Source organism: Microvirga tunisiensis (assembly GCF_009296175.1).
Lineage (GTDB): Bacteria > Pseudomonadota > Alphaproteobacteria > Rhizobiales > Beijerinckiaceae > Microvirga > Microvirga tunisiensis.
In genome coordinates this window covers 1-17,665 of record NZ_VOSK01000132.1, presented here as the reverse complement: position 1 = coordinate 17,665, position 17,665 = coordinate 1, and the positions used below count along the sequence as shown (strand labels likewise).

18 protein-coding genes and 3 pseudogenes are annotated in these 17,665 nt (G+C 60.4%); 11 read left to right on the top strand and 10 right to left on the bottom strand.

Annotated elements, in window-relative coordinates; translation table 11 throughout:
- Window positions 1-176: transposase (locus FS320_RS24595; protein WP_192926244.1), on the top strand; the 176-nt coding region annotated here is incomplete at its 5' end.
- A gap of 163 nt (window positions 177-339) precedes the next feature.
- Here the strand turns inward: FS320_RS24595 and FS320_RS49850 are convergent.
- Both FS320_RS49850 and phnG read right to left on the bottom strand, forming a co-directional pair.
- Window positions 340-498, bottom strand: a pseudogene (locus tag FS320_RS49850) (phosphonate C-P lyase system protein PhnH); the annotation flags it as partial.
- The gene (phnG, locus tag FS320_RS24585; protein WP_152714548.1) at window positions 498-950 is read right to left on the bottom strand and encodes a phosphonate C-P lyase system protein PhnG; all 453 of its coding nucleotides are present in this window, start codon (window positions 948-950) and stop codon (window positions 498-500) included. The gene phnG and the pseudogene FS320_RS49850, both read right to left, overlap by 1 nt.
- Window positions 951-1,050: 100 nt before the next feature.
- Here phnG and phnF point away from each other — a divergent pair, with 100 nt between their 5' ends.
- The 4 genes and pseudogenes from phnF to FS320_RS24565 form a co-directional block, all read left to right on the top strand.
- Window positions 1,051-1,773 (top strand): phosphonate metabolism transcriptional regulator PhnF, encoded by a 723-nt coding sequence (gene phnF / locus FS320_RS24580; RefSeq protein ID WP_152714547.1) that lies wholly within the window; start codon window positions 1,051-1,053, stop codon window positions 1,771-1,773.
- 401 nt (window positions 1,774-2,174) lie between these two features.
- Window positions 2,175-2,528, top strand: coding sequence for a hypothetical protein (locus tag FS320_RS46130; RefSeq protein ID WP_192926330.1), 354 nt, complete (start codon window positions 2,175-2,177; stop codon window positions 2,526-2,528).
- Window positions 2,529-3,016: 488 nt separating this feature from the next.
- Window positions 3,017-3,370, top strand: a complete 354-nt coding sequence (locus FS320_RS50275) for an Rv2175c family DNA-binding protein (RefSeq protein ID WP_152714546.1) — start codon at window positions 3,017-3,019, stop codon at window positions 3,368-3,370.
- Window positions 3,371-3,646: 276 nt separating this feature from the next.
- Window positions 3,647-3,988: pseudogene (locus FS320_RS24565) on the top strand (protein-L-isoaspartate O-methyltransferase family protein); the annotation flags it as partial.
- Window positions 3,989-4,004: 16 nt separating this feature from the next.
- Here the strand turns inward: FS320_RS24565 and FS320_RS24560 are convergent.
- Window positions 4,005-4,439 (bottom strand): hypothetical protein, encoded by a 435-nt coding sequence (locus FS320_RS24560; RefSeq protein ID WP_152714544.1) that lies wholly within the window; start codon window positions 4,437-4,439, stop codon window positions 4,005-4,007.
- Window positions 4,440-6,521: 2,082 nt separating this feature from the next.
- Between FS320_RS24560 and FS320_RS24555 the strand changes: the two genes are divergently transcribed.
- Both FS320_RS24555 and FS320_RS24550 read left to right on the top strand, forming a co-directional pair.
- Window positions 6,522-6,863 carry a helix-turn-helix domain-containing protein gene (locus tag FS320_RS24555; protein WP_152714543.1) on the top strand — a complete coding sequence of 114 codons (342 nt, stop codon included), beginning with the start codon at window positions 6,522-6,524 and terminating at the stop codon, window positions 6,861-6,863.
- A 221-nt stretch (window positions 6,864-7,084) separates the two neighbouring features.
- Window positions 7,085-7,369 (top strand): hypothetical protein, encoded by a 285-nt coding sequence (locus FS320_RS24550; protein WP_152714542.1) that lies wholly within the window; start codon window positions 7,085-7,087, stop codon window positions 7,367-7,369.
- A 429-nt stretch (window positions 7,370-7,798) separates the two neighbouring features.
- On the opposite strand, the gene FS320_RS45265 is transcribed toward FS320_RS24550, so the two are convergent.
- The gene (locus tag FS320_RS45265) at window positions 7,799-7,948 is read right to left on the bottom strand and encodes a hypothetical protein (RefSeq protein ID WP_153885326.1); all 150 of its coding nucleotides are present in this window, start codon (window positions 7,946-7,948) and stop codon (window positions 7,799-7,801) included.
- 490 nt (window positions 7,949-8,438) lie between these two features.
- On the opposite strand from FS320_RS45265, the pseudogene FS320_RS24545 reads away from it, so the two are divergent.
- Both FS320_RS24545 and FS320_RS24540 read left to right on the top strand, forming a co-directional pair.
- Window positions 8,439-8,983: pseudogene (locus FS320_RS24545) on the top strand (ISKra4 family transposase); the annotation flags it as partial.
- A gap of 290 nt (window positions 8,984-9,273) precedes the next feature.
- Window positions 9,274-10,308: a phasin family protein gene (locus tag FS320_RS24540; protein ID WP_210252217.1), complete on the top strand. Its 1,035-nt coding sequence runs from the start codon at window positions 9,274-9,276 to the stop codon at window positions 10,306-10,308.
- Between the two features lie 47 nt (window positions 10,309-10,355).
- Here the strand turns inward: FS320_RS24540 and FS320_RS46125 are convergent, their stop codons facing one another.
- The 4 genes from FS320_RS46125 to FS320_RS24515 all read right to left on the bottom strand — a co-directional run bounded on the left by FS320_RS46125 (window position 10,356) and on the right by FS320_RS24515 (window position 13,965).
- Window positions 10,356-10,667 (bottom strand): hypothetical protein, encoded by a 312-nt coding sequence (locus tag FS320_RS46125; RefSeq protein WP_162003211.1) that lies wholly within the window; start codon window positions 10,665-10,667, stop codon window positions 10,356-10,358.
- Window positions 10,668-11,392: 725 nt separating this feature from the next.
- Window positions 11,393-11,671 (bottom strand): hypothetical protein, encoded by a 279-nt coding sequence (locus FS320_RS24525; protein ID WP_152714539.1) that lies wholly within the window; start codon window positions 11,669-11,671, stop codon window positions 11,393-11,395.
- Window positions 11,672-12,103: 432 nt separating this feature from the next.
- Window positions 12,104-13,462, bottom strand: coding sequence for a DUF3422 family protein (locus FS320_RS24520; RefSeq protein WP_152714538.1), 1,359 nt, complete (start codon window positions 13,460-13,462; stop codon window positions 12,104-12,106).
- Window positions 13,463-13,770: 308 nt separating this feature from the next.
- A complete protein-coding gene (locus FS320_RS24515) occupies window positions 13,771-13,965 on the bottom strand; it encodes a hypothetical protein (protein WP_152714537.1) in 195 nt (64 codons plus the stop codon).
- A gap of 134 nt (window positions 13,966-14,099) precedes the next feature.
- On the opposite strand from FS320_RS24515, the gene FS320_RS24510 reads away from it, so the two are divergent.
- Window positions 14,100-14,729: a P-loop NTPase family protein gene (locus FS320_RS24510; RefSeq protein ID WP_152714536.1), complete on the top strand. Its 630-nt coding sequence runs from the start codon at window positions 14,100-14,102 to the stop codon at window positions 14,727-14,729.
- A 562-nt stretch (window positions 14,730-15,291) separates the two neighbouring features.
- On the opposite strand, the gene FS320_RS24505 is transcribed toward FS320_RS24510, so the two are convergent.
- Together FS320_RS24505 and FS320_RS24495 are read right to left on the bottom strand one after the other, a co-directional pair.
- Window positions 15,292-16,143, bottom strand: a complete 852-nt coding sequence (locus tag FS320_RS24505) for an alpha/beta fold hydrolase (RefSeq protein WP_152714535.1) — start codon at window positions 16,141-16,143, stop codon at window positions 15,292-15,294.
- A gap of 672 nt (window positions 16,144-16,815) precedes the next feature.
- Window positions 16,816-17,028 carry a hypothetical protein gene (locus tag FS320_RS24495; protein WP_152714533.1) on the bottom strand — a complete coding sequence of 71 codons (213 nt, stop codon included), beginning with the start codon at window positions 17,026-17,028 and terminating at the stop codon, window positions 16,816-16,818.
- Window positions 17,029-17,521: 493 nt separating this feature from the next.
- Between FS320_RS24495 and FS320_RS48225 the strand changes: the two genes are divergently transcribed.
- The coding region (locus FS320_RS48225) for a DUF6429 family protein (protein ID WP_244626992.1) at window positions 17,522-17,665 on the top strand (144 nt) is incomplete at its 3' end.

The window sequence follows — 17,665 nt, the reverse complement described above, 5'->3', positions numbered from 1 at the left end:
ATCTCGCCCGGGCGGAGTTCGCAACGCTGCGGTTGCGCCTGCTCAAGATCGCCGTGCGGGTGCAGGAAACCACCAGCCGCATCCGACTGGCCTTTGCCTCGTGCTGTCCGGAAGCGGATCTCGTCCGCCGTCTTGCGAGCGCTCTGGCACCCCAGCCCCGGGCGGCCTCGCCCTGAGCGCCGGGGCTGCCATCGCCCCGGTCATCCCATCCCGTCCCTGCCAACGCGTTCCCCACGTTCCAGACCTTGCCGCGGTGAAAGAAACGCAGCGGATCGGCACGCCCGCGCTACCAAATAGGCCCCGAAACAAACTCTGGTGAATAGGAACGGCTAGGAAGGCCGCTGCTGCAGGCTCAAGCGGCGCAGGCGCTTGGACTGAATGGCCCAGATCTACGATGCGGCCCGGCTGAGCCATCGCATCCATCACCAGCCGGAATGCGGCCTGCGATTGGAAGACGGGAGCCGTGAACCCGCCATCCAACAGAGCTGTACCAGCCATCAGTCCTCTCCGCGAGCCATGGTGAAGAAGTCGACGCGCGTGGCTTCTGTCTCTTCGGCCTGCCGTATCCGCGCTGCGTCTTGTTCCGCCAGCGCTGGCGCTACGAAGTCGGTTTCAATCACTTGGACCCACTCCGGAAGTTGCGAGAGCGCATCGAGATGCGCGACGATGCTTGCCTTCTGCGGGTGGCGGCCGAGAACAATCGCGTGACCGACCTCGCCGGTTGCGAGCTTCACGGTGGCTCGGGAGACCGTGGCCTCGCCGAGGTTGAAGAGCGCGCCACCGCCACCGGCCCGACCCCGAAGCATGACCATGCCGATTTCGGGACCACGGATGGGGGTTGCCGCAGGGGCGGAGGGCTCGAGCGCCGTGTATCGCGCGTCTAAGGTCGCCGGGTCGCTGGAGGCCAGAGCGTCTAGCCTCCGTTTTCGGGCTTCATCGTATGAGTGCATTCGGTAACTCACTGGTCTATTGGTCTAGACAACCGTTCATGTCTATGATTTACCGTACGGACCGTGACAACCTGATGACGTTTTGCGAAAGGCAGGACCGATGAGTCCAGACGGAGAGGGCATCACGCGCTGGCGGCGGGTGGCCGACGACATCCGCAGCAATATCGGCGACGGAATCATTTCGGATTCCCTGCCATCCGAGTTCGAACTGGCAGCCCATTATGGGGTCAATCGCCATACGGTTCGTCGCGCCATCGCATCTTTGACGGCGGACGGATTGCTGCGCGTCGAGCGTGGGCGCGGCACCTTCGTGAACAACAAGCCGCAGCGGATCGTTTATCCTATCGGCTCTCGGACGCGCTTTTCCGAAAATATGCTGAAGCAGTCCCTGGAGCCCTCAGGCCGGCTCATCAAATCCGACTACGTCTTGTCGGATTCGAGGATGGCAGCCTTGCTGGAATGCCGTGTCGGCACGCGACTTCACCGTCTTGACAGCCTCTCGGTGGCCAATGGCATTCCGCTCTCGCGCTCGACATCATACTTTTCGGCTGAGCGTTTTCCCGGAATCATAGAGGCCTATGCCGAGACCGGTTCCATCACCGAAGCTCTGCGGCGCGAAGGGGTTGTCGACTATCGCCGCCGGGAGACCCGCCTGACAGCAGAGCGCGTGTCCGCTAAGGACGCCGAGCTGATGAGTTGCGCAGCCGATGCCATCGTCCTGATCAGTAAGGCAATCGATGTGGACCTCGAAGGAGTGCCGGTGCAGTTTATCAGAACCAAGTTTCTGGCGGATCGGGTGGAACTCGTGATGCTCCAGAACTGACACTCGTCAAACGTTGACGGGAAGCTTCCGGATGTTTGCATCCGAACCAAGGATCATCGAGCAAACGTCTGAGCAGTGCTTTGGCGTGTCAAGGCGGTCGAACAGCACCAAGGTGGTTGTTTATACCCAGCAAGAAATCCGGCGGCGAGGAGATCTTTGCCCTCCAGGAACGTCTGCTTTGCCCGTACAACCCGACCATGAGGCTACTTCCGAGAAGTGACAGAACGAGACATTCCAGACGCACAGACGAGTTGTGGCCCTCTCCGATCCGACTTCGACGCCCATCGTCTATGTGCCCTGATGCAGGCAGCAAAGGCGGAAACATTCCGCCTGTGATCTCGCTCACAGATCCTGGATGGTGCGCGTCGTAAGCTCCTCACTTGCAGAAGAGGAGCCCTCCCATGAATGCTGGTATCACGACATTGACCCGCGTTGCCATCGCGCTCTCCGCCTGTCTGGTTTTCGTTGCCACACACCACGGAGCCGCAGCACGTGACCGCGGCTACGATGGCAGCGGCTTCGTGGTTCGCGATCATCGCATGCCACCCGTGGTCCGCGATCATCGCGCGCCCGTGATCGTCCGAGATCGTCGGGCAGAACCCGTTATCCGAGACCATCGCACTATTCCGGTCGTGCGGGATCACCGAATGCCAAGAGGGCCTCAGGGCGGAGTGAGCGTCACATCCGCTGGTAGCAGGCGCGGTGGATCGCCCTGCATTCGCTCGGTGTTCGGCTGGCCTTGCTTCGGCCTGTAACATCGCGAGACGGACTGGCCTGCAGGGCTGCCCACCCAAGGCAGCCATCATTTCTCAAAGAGCGAAGCCGGGGGCAAGCGCGCATGTTCCGCCGCCCCGTTTCGAATGCGAGTGCTTGATTTGACGAGCAGGTCGAGCGGTGTCGCGGAACGGGCTTATGGAATTGAGAGCCAATGGGGTCAATCGCTCCGTCAGCCACGTGTCTCAACCTCAGGATGGTCCGGAGTGGGTCAAGGACAGCCTTTAAGCGTGACCGTGTGAGCGTCCGCTCGCGGCGCCAATGCTGAAATTCGACGTACTTCTGAGATGTGCTCCAGTGCACGCGTATCATCCTGGCGCACCTCCGCTGAGTTCGCAGGTTTCCAACGACGGCTATCGCTACACGATGACTGGCCCACCCGGTGAGGACTGGTTCGGCGGGCATGCCGCACCAGTCCTCACGCGTCCCGGCTCGTGGTATCCTCCCTGTGCCTATAAGGAGCACGGGCGTGAGGACGGAAGACATCAAAGCCGACCTTCTCCGCAGAGCGGATGGCACCCTCAGTGCATCCGAAGCGGCCCGTATGCTCGGCACGGATGTCGTCACGCTGCAGGAGCTGGCCGCCGAGAGCGTGGTCATTGCCCTGCCCCTGCCGGGCGGCACCGCCTATCCCGCGTGTCAGTTTGAGATCGGAGGCATGGTGGCGGGCCTGTCCGAGGTGCTCCGCTCCATGCCGATCCGCTCGCCCTGGATGCGTCTTGAGTGGCTTGTCACCCCGGATCCTGCTCTCGGTGGTGCCTCGCCGATCGAGGCCCTGCGGCAGGGCAACGTCACGGAAGTAATCCAGCTCGCCCGCTCATAGGGAGCCGAATGAACAGCCTCGCGCCCCTGGCAGCACCAAGCCGCGCGGCACGGTGCGGGAGGAGGCCAATGCAGATTGTAAACCAGACGCTCTTTCGTTGGGCTTAGGATCGATATCACCTTCATCGGAACAGCGGCCCCACAAGAACCCCACTGACTGGCCCGGTTCGTCTGAAACACACGCGGTCCCAGGCTGCAGAACAGGATTAGCGCCTGCCCTCAATCAGCGTAAGATGGCATGCCTCGTTCGGGTCAGCTCAATTGAGGATCTGCCGACATGAAGCCGATGACGGAAGCGCACCTCGCCATCCTGCGCCGGCACATGGTGGAGGTGATCGCGCTTCAGGCTGACCTCATGAGCGAGGAGATCGGCAAGGCTACCCTTGGGGAGCGGGTTCTCGAAGCCATGCGGCGGGTGCGGCGCCACCTCTTCGTGCCGCCGGAGCTTGCGGCCATGGCCTACCACGACACGCCTCTGCCGATCGGCTTCGACAAAACGGTGTCCCAACCGTTCATCTGCGCTCTCATGACGGACCTGCTCGATCCACAGCCCCGTGAGGCCGTGCTTGAGGTTGGCACCGGCCTGGGCTATCAAGCTGCCGTTCTTGCCGAACTCGCCCGCGATAATGCCGTGCTCAGCGCACAGTATTGTCTGGATCGCTCGGTTGTTCTTCGAGCGGCTGGCACACACCAGACAGAAAGTCCCGGATCCGGTAGAGGCTGAAGGTCATGGGTGTGCTCGACAGGCTGATGTGGAGCATCCCGATGGGCGAGGCGCCGATCCGGAAGAAGCCGACGAACTCGCTCGTGCTGAGAAGCCCTTTCTGCAGTTTCTGCGAGAATGTTGCGCCATCAGGGAGCGCATTGGTGAGGGTCAGGGTCGAGGTGTCGAAGTCGAAGGTCTGCCAGGACATGGCAAACGGCTCGGCCGGATCGGCCTCTTGGATCCTCCCCTCGGCGTTGGATGTGACATGTGAGAGCGTGGTGCAATGAAGTCGCGCGGCTTCAGCAGGGTCGCCGAACAGCGCCGCGCCGGCGGTCAGGAAGACTGCGAGACGCGCTGAAGTCACCTTGGCGATCCTCATCGGAGGCTTACCGAGAAGCGTGCGATGCACTCAAACCAACAATAACGCTCGCATGGCCGGAAACCACGTCATGGCGGATCACAAATGGGGTACGATCTCTTGACCGATGCCTCGACGACGCAACCGCACAACGGGAGCACACTGCGGGATCTTGGCGGCAGCACACTTGGGCATGGTCGCCCTGGCGGATGGCAACGGCCGGTCGGCGGCCGAGGATCCGGCGGACACGATCCAGGGTGCCCTCGAACGCTGGCGGGACGATTTCAACGCCAGGCAAGCGACAGGCATCGATGTCAAAATGGGAGCAGATTATTTTCTGCGTCAGATCGGGATCCGCTCAGCTATCTTTGGCATGGAGGCGAACGCTGAGCGAGCGGAGGAATTCGATGCGAGTGCCGGCAATCCTGCTGACAGGCATTGTCCTGTCAGGCTGCGTTTCGTCAAGGGAGCCGCCATCCCAGCCCGTTCCGCCAGCCAATCTCGGGTCGACACAAGCAGCACCTCCCGTGCCCCCGGTGGCCCTTCCGCCAGGATACACCCGGCACATCACTTACAGGGATGGCAGGTTCACTCTGCCGGACGGCTCAACGGTGCCTGCCGATCCCAATGGCGGGTTCACGATCTCCACCGGAGCCTATATTCCACCCGACGGAGCAGGCGGAATCATTCTCCCGAACGGGGCGCGATGCATTTCGGACAGTGCGCGGGGCTACTTCTGCCCCTGAGGCATCCCTCCTCGGTCGGTTGTTTCCCTCAAGCCGGATGTTCGACCGACAGCCCGCTACCCGCATGATCCGCTGAATTGCCATCCGCTGCCTCAAGCATTCGTCAAATCTGTCGAGCCCGAATGCAGCAGAAGCAGAACAATGGACAACTGCCTCGCTAAAGTTGGCTCTGGGATTCCATGCCCAGCATCTGCTGCCTCCGGAAGGTCTTGTCTCCCGGTCTTGAGCGGACGTTCAAGCTCCTTCTAGGACGTGCCATTTGGGGACCTTCCGGGATTTTGGTTCAGTGTTGTAAATTGGCGCGGAAACGTTGACCCCTGTCAGAACAGGCGCAATCGGCTGAACATTCGTAACAAACACCGATACCAGAGGGGTCACAGCCGGCGCCGGTCGTGACCCTCTCACTCTGAGTAAAGACCGCAAGCTCCTCAGAGGTTTGCGCCGAGCATCAGTCGGGGTCTGGGTTCGAAGCCGAATGACACTTCGACGGCTCGTGATCGAGCGGGATCTGTTTGGGACCATCCGCCTGGTGCAGTGCTGGGCCGAATCGGCACAAACGGGCGGGAGATGGCTGAGGTCTTCGCCGACGAGACTGAGGCCGGCCAGACACTGCCGTCGCCCGGGCTAAGCGAAAAAGGGGATCCTGGGCTGCGATGCCGATTGCTCGATAATCTAAAAGGAGCGCCCGCTGGTTCCAACGGGCGCTCAGGACCCGGACCCGTAGGGGCAGAAAAGGGTGCCGGTGAAGCTTGGTGCATTCGCAATCTAAAGGCATCATTATGTTATAATGATACATAAGGTGCGGTGTTCTGTCCCGCTGTGCCGCACGTAGTACTCCTGGGTTATGGCGCCGCTGGATCAAAGTAGGTGTGAATTCCCGAAGGAGGTAAATACTTACTAGGACTTATGGCGTTTTGCCAGCACAACAGTCAGTCTATTAAGTGCGTATTCCTATCAGCAATTCACTGTTGATCTCTCAGGCAAATCACTTTACTGAGACTACAGGCGCTCAAGAAATTTTAGAATCAATCAATTGTACTGACGCCTGAAATTGACCCGTAGGGGCAACTACGGCTATTACAGCGAAGGGTCGCATCGTATACAGTTTAACTAAAGATGCGACTCTTCGCTGCTTTATTTATACTTCGGTTAAATCAGATGAAGCGCTGAGGAGAAGGCTCTCAAAAGATCTGGTTGCTTGAGCAGAGCCGAAACCAGACCAAGCACCCGCACAACAGCAAGCCGTTGCCTAGCCCCCTGAGCCATTCGAGGAAGGTACTCACAAGGAAGCTCATCCTAAGTAAGGGATCCCTTCTCTGCTGCGAGGCTATAATCTCGTGGCATGCTCCAGTGGGATCCAGACGCATCCAGCTTCCCAGATGCCTGCCGCAACGTCGCTGTCGGGAGGCGGCTCAGCAACCTGCGCCATGCTCTGGGTCTGACCCAGAGACAACTGGCCGCGAGCCTGAACATCACCGGACCGCGCTGGGCCAACTATGAGGTCGGCACCAGCCGCATCCTGGTCGACATTGCTCTCCGGCTGGTTGAGAAGTGGGAGGTCTCGCTGGATTGGATCTACTACGGCAATGAGGCCATGATGCCCAAGCCGCTCCTCAGGGAGATTAAGGCTGCCGCAAAAGTGACCATGAGCAGAGGGGAGCGCTCACCCAAAGATCGGAAGTAGGCTTCCAGAGTCACAACCGCGTTCCGGGAAAGCGGCCGGATCGGCACCAAGGAGCAGGAGTTGGATTGGTTGCAGGCGACGCGGCGGAGGGATATCGGGATCTGTACTGTCATCAGGCTGAGACCTTGGTGGCTTAGTGGGAATGAAAATATGCCCTGAGCCGTTGTAGACTGGTGGCCCCGCGCCGCAGCCCCTGCTTCACAAGCCAAGAGGTGTGTCGGATGTCCCGCACCCCGCCTCAGCACCCTGCTGATCCCTTCGGTGGTCTGCTCCTGCCCGTCAGCGCTTGGAAAGCGTTGGAGGATGCGCAGATTACCAGCCTCAAACAGCTCAAGACCATCGCTGCCCGGCTGGAGCAGATCCCAGGCATGGACCGAGAGATCGCTCAGCTCATCAACGACCGACTTGACCACTGCGCCGCCCGGAGAACCGTCCGGGTCAGGCTGACCTTCCCGAAACAGCCTCATCGCCCCTTACCCGGATCACCCGCGAGAAGCGACGCATAAGGCCGCTCATGGAATGAACATGTTCGCGAAGTTCCGGCTGCCCCGGAATATTAACTTTGGTCGTTTCAAGACAGCTGCACCGTGCGCGTTGCGTATCGGCTCGACCGATGCGGGGTTGGCTCGATCTCTCCCGTTGGGGCTGTTGGCGCCCTAAGCCGGAGGTCCGCTCGGACCCCTCGGGTTAGAGCGTCTATGATGGAGCTACTCCTGATGCGGAGCGCGAGCCGTCAGGATTAAAGACCCACCCCGTATGCTCCGTTGTGGTTCCCACAGAACACCGTAGCCTATCCACTGTGGCTTAGCCCCTTAGGCCACCGGCGCCCTGGCTGAAGCTCTCGTTACGTTTTTCACCAGGGCGCCTTCTGGGCAAGCGAACCCAAGCATCCGATTTCCGAGAAGTCTGTTCATGGAGCGCTCAAGGCGAGCATCTCAGAGCAGCGCCTGCATCAGGATCACATAGCTCAGGACGGAGAGCGTCAGAGCGAGAGCCAGGACGATGGCAGCCTGTCCTTCGAACCGGTCGCTCTCGGTCCGAATGTCTTTGGTCTGGACACGGAGTTCAGAAACGGGATCACTCATCCATCTTCCCGATCGGTAGATCCATAGGCGTCATATAAACGTGACAGTCACGCTGGGGATCCGGCCTGCCATGACGATTGAGAGGACAAGCGGGGCTGGTCGCCGATCGGCTCTGCACCGCGCGACGGCACGCCTGGGATCCTCTGGTTAGTTGAGGACGAGAAGCCACCCGTTCTCCCGCTGCCTGTAGGGTTTTGGACTGTCAATCCTCATGCAGGTGTCGGCTCCTGGCGGCTCCTTGGTAGTCCCCACGCGTTGACTCCGACAGACAAATCCGCGGATGGAAGCCGTTTCTTCGCGAGTAAGAAGATCGTCCGCGTCATTCCGATAATCCTTTATGGGACGGGGGTGGGCCACAGCGCCCAGAGAGAGAACCCTGCGGCCGCGATCCAACGAGCAACGATCGCTGCTGCCGCCACGCGACTGGTCGGGTGCTCGGAGTGCCTCTGCGCCTCGTCGCGGAACTCCGCCATCAGTGGGCCAGGGATCAATTAGTCCGTGCAGTGAGCATGTGCTCGACTGGTTTCACATCACGATGCGGATCACGGTTCTGCGCCAGTTTGCTCAGGGCCTGGTGCACCATGATAAGGGTGCCGGAATGGCGGCTCTCGATGAGCTGCGCCCAAGTGGTTTCTCTGGCATGGCAACACCTATCGAGCCCGTGAATCGATTGATGATTTGCTCCTCGATTTCGAAGCTCTCGACAGTCGCTATCCCAACCTGCGCAAGTTCAGGACCGCCATGCGGGAGTTCCAAGTCTACATCGCCAGCAACGAGGCCAGCCTGATCAACTATGGCGAGCGCTACCGGTCTGGCGAGCGGATTTCCTCGGCCTTTGTCGAGGCAACGGGGAATGCCATGATCAGCAAACGATTTTCCAAAAAGCAACAGATGCAGTGGAGCCCGCGCGGGGCTCATCTGCTCCTGCAGACGCGGACAAGATCCCTGGATGGTTCGCTACGTGCCGCATTCGAGCACTGGTACCCCGGCATGATGAACGACAATGACAGGGGCCACAGACGGGCAGCCTCCTAACTGCCCCCGCTTCCTCATGCTCTCCAACGGGCTTCCGATCGACGACAGCTCAAATCTGACAGCGCCTGGAACCCAGGGCATCATCGCGGACTTAACCTGTCTTAACAAGACCAAGAACGGGTCGTCCTGCGAGCGGCCATCAGTTAGGGATGCACGCCCTCGAATTTCAGTAGCGCGTCAACGCCAGATGACGTCGGCGGCCGTGGAGTCTTGCCGCGCCAATCCTGAGTTCTGCGTCACGCTTTGGTTCAGCCGACATACCAGTGTCACAGGACATGGTCCAAGCTGCCGTGCTTGCGACCGTCTCTTTCCGGAACTTGCGAGGGACGATGACGACAAATGGACGATTCAGCCGAGTCCCCCCGGACAAGGCGAACGAGCTCTTCGAGAAGCTCCTCGCCACATCCAGCAATGCGATCAGAAGCCGCGAGCGGCTGTTGGCCGACTTGAAGGAGGAGCTGGAACTCCTCGCTACCCTTCAGGAAGAGCACCTTTTTCCGGTGCTGAGACGGCACAGAAGGGTTGATCTCCTGCAGGGGGCCCTCAGCGGCAATGAGAAAATGGCCGCGCTCCTAGGCCACTTGGAGCGCTTACCCAAAAACAGTGCTGAGTTCATCAGCCAGGTGACGGAGCTGCGGATGCTGTTCCAGCAGCACATCCGCGACGACAGGAAGGAACTGCTTCCCGCGGTGCTCGAGGTGCTGAGCGACGAGGAAGCCAACGCCATGGTCGAGACAGTGGAGGATGAGATGGCCAACATTGATGAGATGAAGCGCGCCGAGACCCGACGGGTCCGTGAGCAGGGCGAAGCCGTGCAGCGGGTGACCGAGGACGTGGCCGACACGCTGCGGGCCAGCGTGGAAGGTGCCCAGACCATGGCGCAAGCCATGCAGGAAGCGGTGGAGAGCAGCTTCGGCGTGTTCTCGGAGCTGACCCGCCGCGCCTCCGGCCAAGGCCTGCAGATCTTTGGCCGCCCCGAGGGGGATACCCTGGGACTAAGCGAAGAATCGGCGAACAATCTCCGGGCGGCCGCACAGTCCGGTACCGCTTTAGCGCGGGGCTTCCAGGACGTCTCGCGTGAGGTGGCCGACCGCAGCCAGAAGCGGCTGCAACGCAACCTCGACGGACTGCAGGCCATCGCCCGCTGCCGCTCGATGACGGACGTCGTCGAGGTGCAAAGTTCGCTGCTGCGCGACAATCTGGAGCAGACGATGGAAAACAGCCGGCGCATCGCCGAGCTTACGATCCAGATGGCGGACGAGGCCGCACGCACCGTGACTGTGCAGGCGGAAAAATCCGCGCAGCGGCTTAATCGCGCGGCTTAAGTGTCGGCTTTTTTCCGACAGCTAATGCCATGGGATTACCCGGGGCTTCAATGGAAGTGAAGAGCGCCCGAATGGCGCTCTTTGCATCTGATCATTGAAACTTTATCGGCTGCCTGCACATCGGCCCTGTCACTTACGGCAACATCGGCCGCGCAGATCGCCTGGATTTCATGGTGGTTGGCCCCACAGTCAATCTCATCAGCCGATTGGAAGCGGTTGCCAAAAGCATGAACCAGAGCGCTGTGTGCTCGCGAGAGATGGCAGCGTTCTTTCCTGCTGGCACGATAAGGCCTCTCGGCAATTTCGTGCTGCAAGGTATTCCGACCGAGCAGACGATCTTCAGTCTGGTCCCGCTCCATCCGCATTTCGGGGAGTGGCTCCCTCGTTTGTCAGCGCATGATGTGAGCTGCCGTCCCTCGGTACTTTACCTGCGTTCTCGATGCCACTTGCCCGCGCAAGCCGGCTTACGCTCGTCTCAGTTCATGGTGTGTCACGATCAATTCAGCCCCTTGTTCACTCCTGATCAGGTACAAGTGCCTGCCCCCTTCCGTGACAGGAAGAATGCGCACCACCTCACAAAGACGTCCGGCTTTCTTTCTCACGCGTACAAGCTGACCAACCGTGAACGCAGATTGCATCACGCCCCTCAATCCGAATTGGAGCCGCCAGCTCAGGTCCGACAGCAGCGAGCCAGAATTTTTTGTTAGGCCTTCGATGGGCTGATCAGAAATGGTGAAACGGTCCACGTCTTCGCCGCTTCGATCGGTCGAGTTCCCGGATACGAGACTCCAGCTCATGGAGGTCTGCGGCCGATGCGAGATGTTCCGCGTCACGCTCTTCCTCGGTCGGCAGGAACGCGTGTCTGATCCGCCTCAGATGAGGCCCTAAGTTGATGGACAGAAGCGGGAGATCGAAGGAGGCAAGTCTGCAAAGCGAAAACAGGACCATGTGATGGCTCCTCTGGTGGGTGTGGAGCCCTCTGGCATTTCCCCTAGGACGTTTTGTTGCAGGCTTTTCCTTCGGTCGGCTCTTCGAACGTGTTCAGCAATGGCAGGCCAGCATGAAGGTTTCGTTACGAGAACACTCAGGTGGCACGCAGGCCGCGTCGTTTGACGACCACAATCTCAGTCTGTCGGCCTGGAACAGTTCCTGTTCTTTTCCAACTGGATTGAGTTCGCATCATCAGCACTCGGCTTCTGACTTCATCGTCGGGCAGGCCGCTCAACTGAGCGGCGATCTCGGTCTGGCTCTCGACCTGGTCCGTCAGCCCCTGCGCGGCTGCAATGGCCTCGTCGAGACCCGGAGGATCGTAGCGCGTGCGCCGATAGCGCCACGCGGCAGGAACGGTTTTCTTGCGGTCCATCGGCTCTCTCCAGCATCTAGCAAACAAACGAGAGAGGAGGTGATTTGTGCAATGCACAATTGTCGCAGCCTCCTAATGATCTGGCCAGCTCCATTAGGCCAGCTGCATCTGGCACGCATTTTGCTTCATTTGGACCGCATGACCTGATCGAGGCTGTCATGATGAAGATCCTGCGCCAATGGCTTGCGTCCCTGAACGAGGCTGATCGCAGTCTCAGAAGCCAGGGCTATTTTGTTGTGTATGGTGGCATGACGTCCTTTGTGGTTCCCCTCGGTTCGTCTGGAGAACCACCACGGCAACGTGGCCGGCCCATCTGGCTTTGGGGTGCAGCTCCAGCTGCCCTTGGTCTGTGACCAGCACGATGCTTGCGGAAGAGCCATACCGAAACTGGAATAAGGCTGGATTACCAGTTCAGCCTGGCTCCAGCTGCCTTCAATCCAGCAGCTTCTTTCTCAAACGTCGAACATTCAGCCACACCAGAGCAAACACGACGGGAAAGGCCAGTCCCGTGACGACATCAGGATCCACGCCGAGATCGACAGGCTTGAGGGACTTCAGCCCATAGCCGATCAGACCCAGGGCATAGTAGGTGATCACCACCACCGACAGGCCTTCGACCGCCTCGTTGAGGAGAAGCTGCAAGCGCGCCCGCTGGTCCATAGACCTGAGCAGATCACGATGCTGCTCTGCCATGGTGATGTCGATTCCGGTTCGCAACAGGTCGCTGGCTCTTGTGGTTCGCTGCGACAGGCTCTCCAGCCTCTCGGCCGTCGAGATCAAGGTCCGCATCGCAGGCTGAAAGCGGCGATCCATGAACTCGGCGATCGTCTGCAGGCCGGGGATGCGCTCCTCCCGCAACTCCGCAATGCGTCGCTCGACGAGGTTGTGGTAGGCGCGGGCGGCACGGAAGCGGTAACCGGTCGCCGCCGACATGCGCTCGATCGAGGTTGCCAGCTGGATCAGGCGATCGAGCAATTGCCGCTCATGCTCGACGCCGTCGGATCGCGTCATGGAAGCGGTGATGTCGGCGAGGTTGCGCTCGCAATGGGCAATGTCAGGAGCAATGCTGCTTGCCACAGGCAGAGCCAGGAGCGCCATCATCCGGTAGGCCTCGACCTCAAGCAGCCGCTGGACCAATCTGCCGGCCTGCCGCCGGCCGAGACGGTGGTCATAAATCAGGATGCGGGAGAAGCCGTCGGCGTGGATGCGATAGTTGGTAAAAACAGTCGCGGCACCGCCCGACACAAGGCTGCCGATGACACTGTCGGTTGAGAAATGACAGGACACTTCATCGCCCGTCGGAGCCGGCGCCTCGCTCGGCAGGACGGCGACATGGGCAGCCACGAGCGTTTGATCAGGCAACTGGGATAGCCAGTCGAGGGCAACCACGTCGATCGCCGTTGAGCTGAAGGGTGCTTCAGAGGTGCCACCCTGCACGAAAAACGTATAGGTGACGAACTCAGTGTGGCGCTCCCATTTCAAGCGAAAGGGGCCGAAGTCCTGCGAAAAGTGGTTCACGCCAGCCTGCGGTGGCGTGATGCCATAGCGCTCGCACAGCCTGACGAGGCAGGCGTGATCGTCCGCTGCGCCCTGCTCACCGCTATGGATCGCCAGATACGAGACCCGCTCAGGGGAGCCCAGCGGCGTGGGAGGTCTGGCATGCACCTCATTGTTCAGCTGATGGTGCAGCGGATGACTGGCGATTGGATGAGCTTTGACCCCTTGATCCGGCAGGGTCAGCGCATGCGAGCCTGCCGGTTTCGTCGATATCGGGTCGCGGTAGTCCAACATAGTCCATCCTCAAAACGAAGATGGCGCTTCTTCCCTAAGGACTTGCTCTGAGCCGGGATTCTTCTTGCCCTGGTTTCGGAAGCAACTTGATGCACTCGGCCTGCTGATGAGTCATTCTTGCAGGCTGCTGGCCTGGACTCAACGCAGCAGGGTTCGATTTGGCGAAGGTCAATTTGACGCGAGGCTGGATCGCCCGGGTAATAGGACAGTCCAATGCCCTGCCCTCAACAGCAATCAAGAAAGTCGCATGGGCTTACCATATGTTAGTGCCGGATGCTCAGGTTCTTTGTTGGTGCCGACATTCCTGATCAGCCGCCATGTTTTCCCTGTTCCTTCCTCCAGCGCTCCATCTGCCGCAAGAGGGCCGCCAACGGCTCCGGTAGAGGGCTGTCAGGCTCATCCCGGAACATCTCGGCCATGGCACGAGCCATCATAAGGGCGGCAAGGTCCGGCGGACGAACCTGAACCCACCGGCGCGGGTTGCGGGGAGCATCAGCTGGCATATGTGTTCCTCCGGCTGCTTCTTTTTCAGCCAAGTCGGCAGGGATGTGCTCACCTGAGCAAACGTACGTTGAGGAGGGGAACCGCGATTGCGGCGACTGGTTTCAGCGGAGCGGCAGGAATGCAGAGGTGAGCGATGCGACCGTTGGAGCGCGTTCACATTTTTGGAGCAGCGGGCTGCGGTTCCACAACCCTGGCATGGACGCTCGCGCGACGGCTGGCATGCCAGCACCTCGACGTGGACGATTTCTACTGGTTGCCAACCACGCCGCCGTTCCGGAGAAGGCGGGCGCCCCCGGAGCGGTTGCGGATGTTGTCGGAGGCGGCGGCTTCCACTCCCCGCTGGGTGCTGTCGGGACCTGTTGCCGGCTGGGGCGATCCGTTGCTTCCGCACCTCGATCTGGTGGTGTTTCTGTACGTGCCGACCAACGTCAGGCTGTCTCGACTCCAGCGGCGCGAACAGGCCCGGTTTGGGGTGGCGGTCGATCCGGGTGGCCCAATGCACGACCAGCATCAGGCGTTCCTTCGCTGGGCCGCTGGGTATGATCCGGGGTTGAGCGGCGGACGCACCCTGTTGGGGGACGCCACATGGCTGGGCTACCTGCCCTGCCCCATGATGTGCCTGATCGGCGAGTGCGGGACGATGGAGCAGATCGACCGGGTGCTGACGTTCTGGGAAACGCAGGCTCATCAACCCAAAGCCAGCAATCCTTCCACATCGGAAATCATTGCCGGCGTGCTGGATAGCGTTCCCTATCCCCCTTAGCTCCCCTGCGACTGTCCGCTTCCAGCTCCGAGCACTTTGGCAAGGACCCCTGAGCCCTTTCCAAACTTCACGATCCCAACGATCCGCTGCCCTGCAGCCTGCGTCACGGAGGGTCAGCAGGAAGTTCCAATCCAGGTGTCATTCGGCCCCGAACTGGAGCCCCGCCACTGGTGAGACACAACCACCGGAGTGGATTACAGTCTTTGCTCAAATAGGAGTGTCACGAGCGGCGCCGATGGTGCCCCCCCTTCACTCTGGCAAATTGTCCGAATGTTTAGCTGTTTGCATCGGTTCTGGCAGGGGTTCAGGATTTCCGCGCCGACTTACAAAATGGAATCCTCCGGCGCGTCGGATCTCCCAATTCAATCAAAGAGATCCGAAAACTTCATGGAAGACGCTTTAGCTGTCGACGATGTTCGCGACACCGCAATGGTCCGCATCGTGGCAGGGAAACGATCATGATCCTGGGCTCGATCGACGTTCTGGGCTATGCCGCCTCAGGCCTGACCCTGGCCACCTTTGCCCAGAAAACGATGCTGCCAATGTGCATCCTGGATCGCCATCACGGCGCGTCGATAAGCTCTCGGATCGCTTTGGTGTAGCCCACCGGGTCCTGCAGCATGGCGATGTGGCTGACCTGCGGCAGGATAATCAGCCTGGCGCCCGGGATCGTCTTGGCCAGATATTCGGTGTGAGCGCGGGTGATCGCCTCGTCGTGATCGCCTAGTACGATGGCTGTTGGTACCCGGATGGCCGCCAATTGCTCGGTCGTCCAGGACGGCTGGCTCTCCCACATATGCCCGATCTGCTCGACAAAGGCATCGTACTGGCCGGGCGTCTTGGAGAGACGCTTGTACTCCTCTCCCATCCACTCGATGTAGCGCTTGAACACTGGATCCGTGCTGACCGTCGGCGTCAGACCCTCTACCGTCGAATTGGCTGCATGGGCAAACAGCTTGCTCAGCCGCTCGGGGTGCTTCATCGCAATGTCCAGGCCGATGATGCCGCCGTCGCTCCAGCCGATGAGGGCAACCTTGTCGATCTTGAGGTGATCGAGCAGGGCCAGATAGTCCGAGGCCATGAGATCATAGCCATAGGGCTCGGCGGTCCGGGTCGACCGACCATGGCCGCGGCTGTCCGCGACGATCACCTTATGGTCCTTGGCCAGGTCAATGACCTGATTGGCCCAGATGTCGGCATGACCAAGCCCGCCATGGATGAGCAAGACTGGCTGACCGCTGCCGTAGACAGCATAGTACATCTGAATACCGTTGACCGGTGCGTAGCCGCTCTCGGTTGCGGCCGGCATCGGCGGAGGATGGGGAATTTCCAGCCATCGGTCGGCAGCCCAGGCGGCAGTACTAAGACCCAAGCTCAAGAAGGCTGATGCGATCAACTTCCAACCCTGCACCATGGACCTCTCCTCAGGAGTGTCTGAACCTATCCTGACCTGAACACAGGCCAAGCCTGATCCGGTCTCAGCGCCTCAAGAAAGATCTCCGCCAAAGGAGGCGGGAGGGTGGCGATGGCTCCTTTCACCGAGTTCCTGGCGCAGGTGCTCGCCAACCGGCCTGATCTTCTGGAAGGGCGTAGCTCAGACTGAGCCGATCCTGCATTGCGATCGGCCTCCCCGGGTTGCGTCAAAGGTTCTCCAGGTCATGTTGCGCCAATGCAAGGATCCTGCAGACGTGCGGTCCCGCCACAGCACGGTCATCGTATCGTCCTTTGTTGGTATTCCAGCTGCATGGCGACGAAGTTGGCTGTGCGCATCCACCTGGAGCGCGGCTTGAAGACGAGGCGCAGTGCATCCTCGTCCTCATCGGGGCGACGCCGGAAGGCAAGAATGAGTTGGTGGGCTTTACCGTTGGAATGCGCGAGAGCGCCCATTCCTGGCGCGACCTGTAAATCCGCTCGGAAACATTGACCCCTGTCAGAACGAGCGCAACCTGTTGAGAATGCGAAACAAACGCCAACAACAGAAGGGTCGCAGTCGGCGCCGATCGTGACCCTCCCGATCTGAGCAAAAACCGAAAGCTACTCAGAAGTTTAGGCCGGGCAAGGGATGGGGTCTCGATTCCAGGCCGAATTACAACGAACGCGGCGTGTCAGCCGGGCATTCTCGCTCCGCAAGACCACGCCCGATCGTGGTGCGTGCGACCCCGGCCGCCTCGGACACCACGCCGCCGCCGCCCCGACCCGCCGCACGGGCCTCGGTTGCCGCGAACAACCGACGCGCACGCTCGTCGAGATAGGGCGCAAGAGTCGCGAAGCGCTCCTTGATAGCGACGATGTTGATCATTTTCTCAGGCCCGGCCCAATCTCATCGGGCGACTGAAACAGACCATCCCGACCGCGTCCAGGTCTTTTGAGGCGCTCGATGAACTGCGCCTCGGAAACGAAACCGGGCCAGACCAACTCAAAATCCCGATTCACCTATTCCGCCTCAGGCCCTAACCGGCATTCGCTGCATGGCAGGCTTGCCCAGACGGGTGGTCCCCTTCAACATGGTCACCCAAGTGTGCCGGAGCGGAGAGCCAGTTGGTCGGCCTCGTTGCGGCAGGGCAAGGAACCGCATGCCGGCAGGTGCTATGGAGCGGGATCCGTCTCGTGTGGTGCCCAGAAAGCCTCTCGAACGAGCATGCGCGCAACGTGGGTCTCGGATCTTCCACCTGGAGACGGCTTAGCGCATCAGGCGATCCGCCTGTAACCAAGGGACTTTCCAATGCGCCTGAACCGTATCCATCCGAGCGGGGCCGCGGGATTTTGGGTGCCGCGCGTGGTAACGTCGGTTCATGGAGATCGATGAGGACAAGATCGACGATGCCGTTTTGGCGCTGTTATGGCTGACGCTGCATAACGAGCGTTGTGCCTGGAAGGGCTTCGACTGGGCAACGACGGATCGGCTTCACAAGAAGGGCTTGATCGGCGACCCAGTC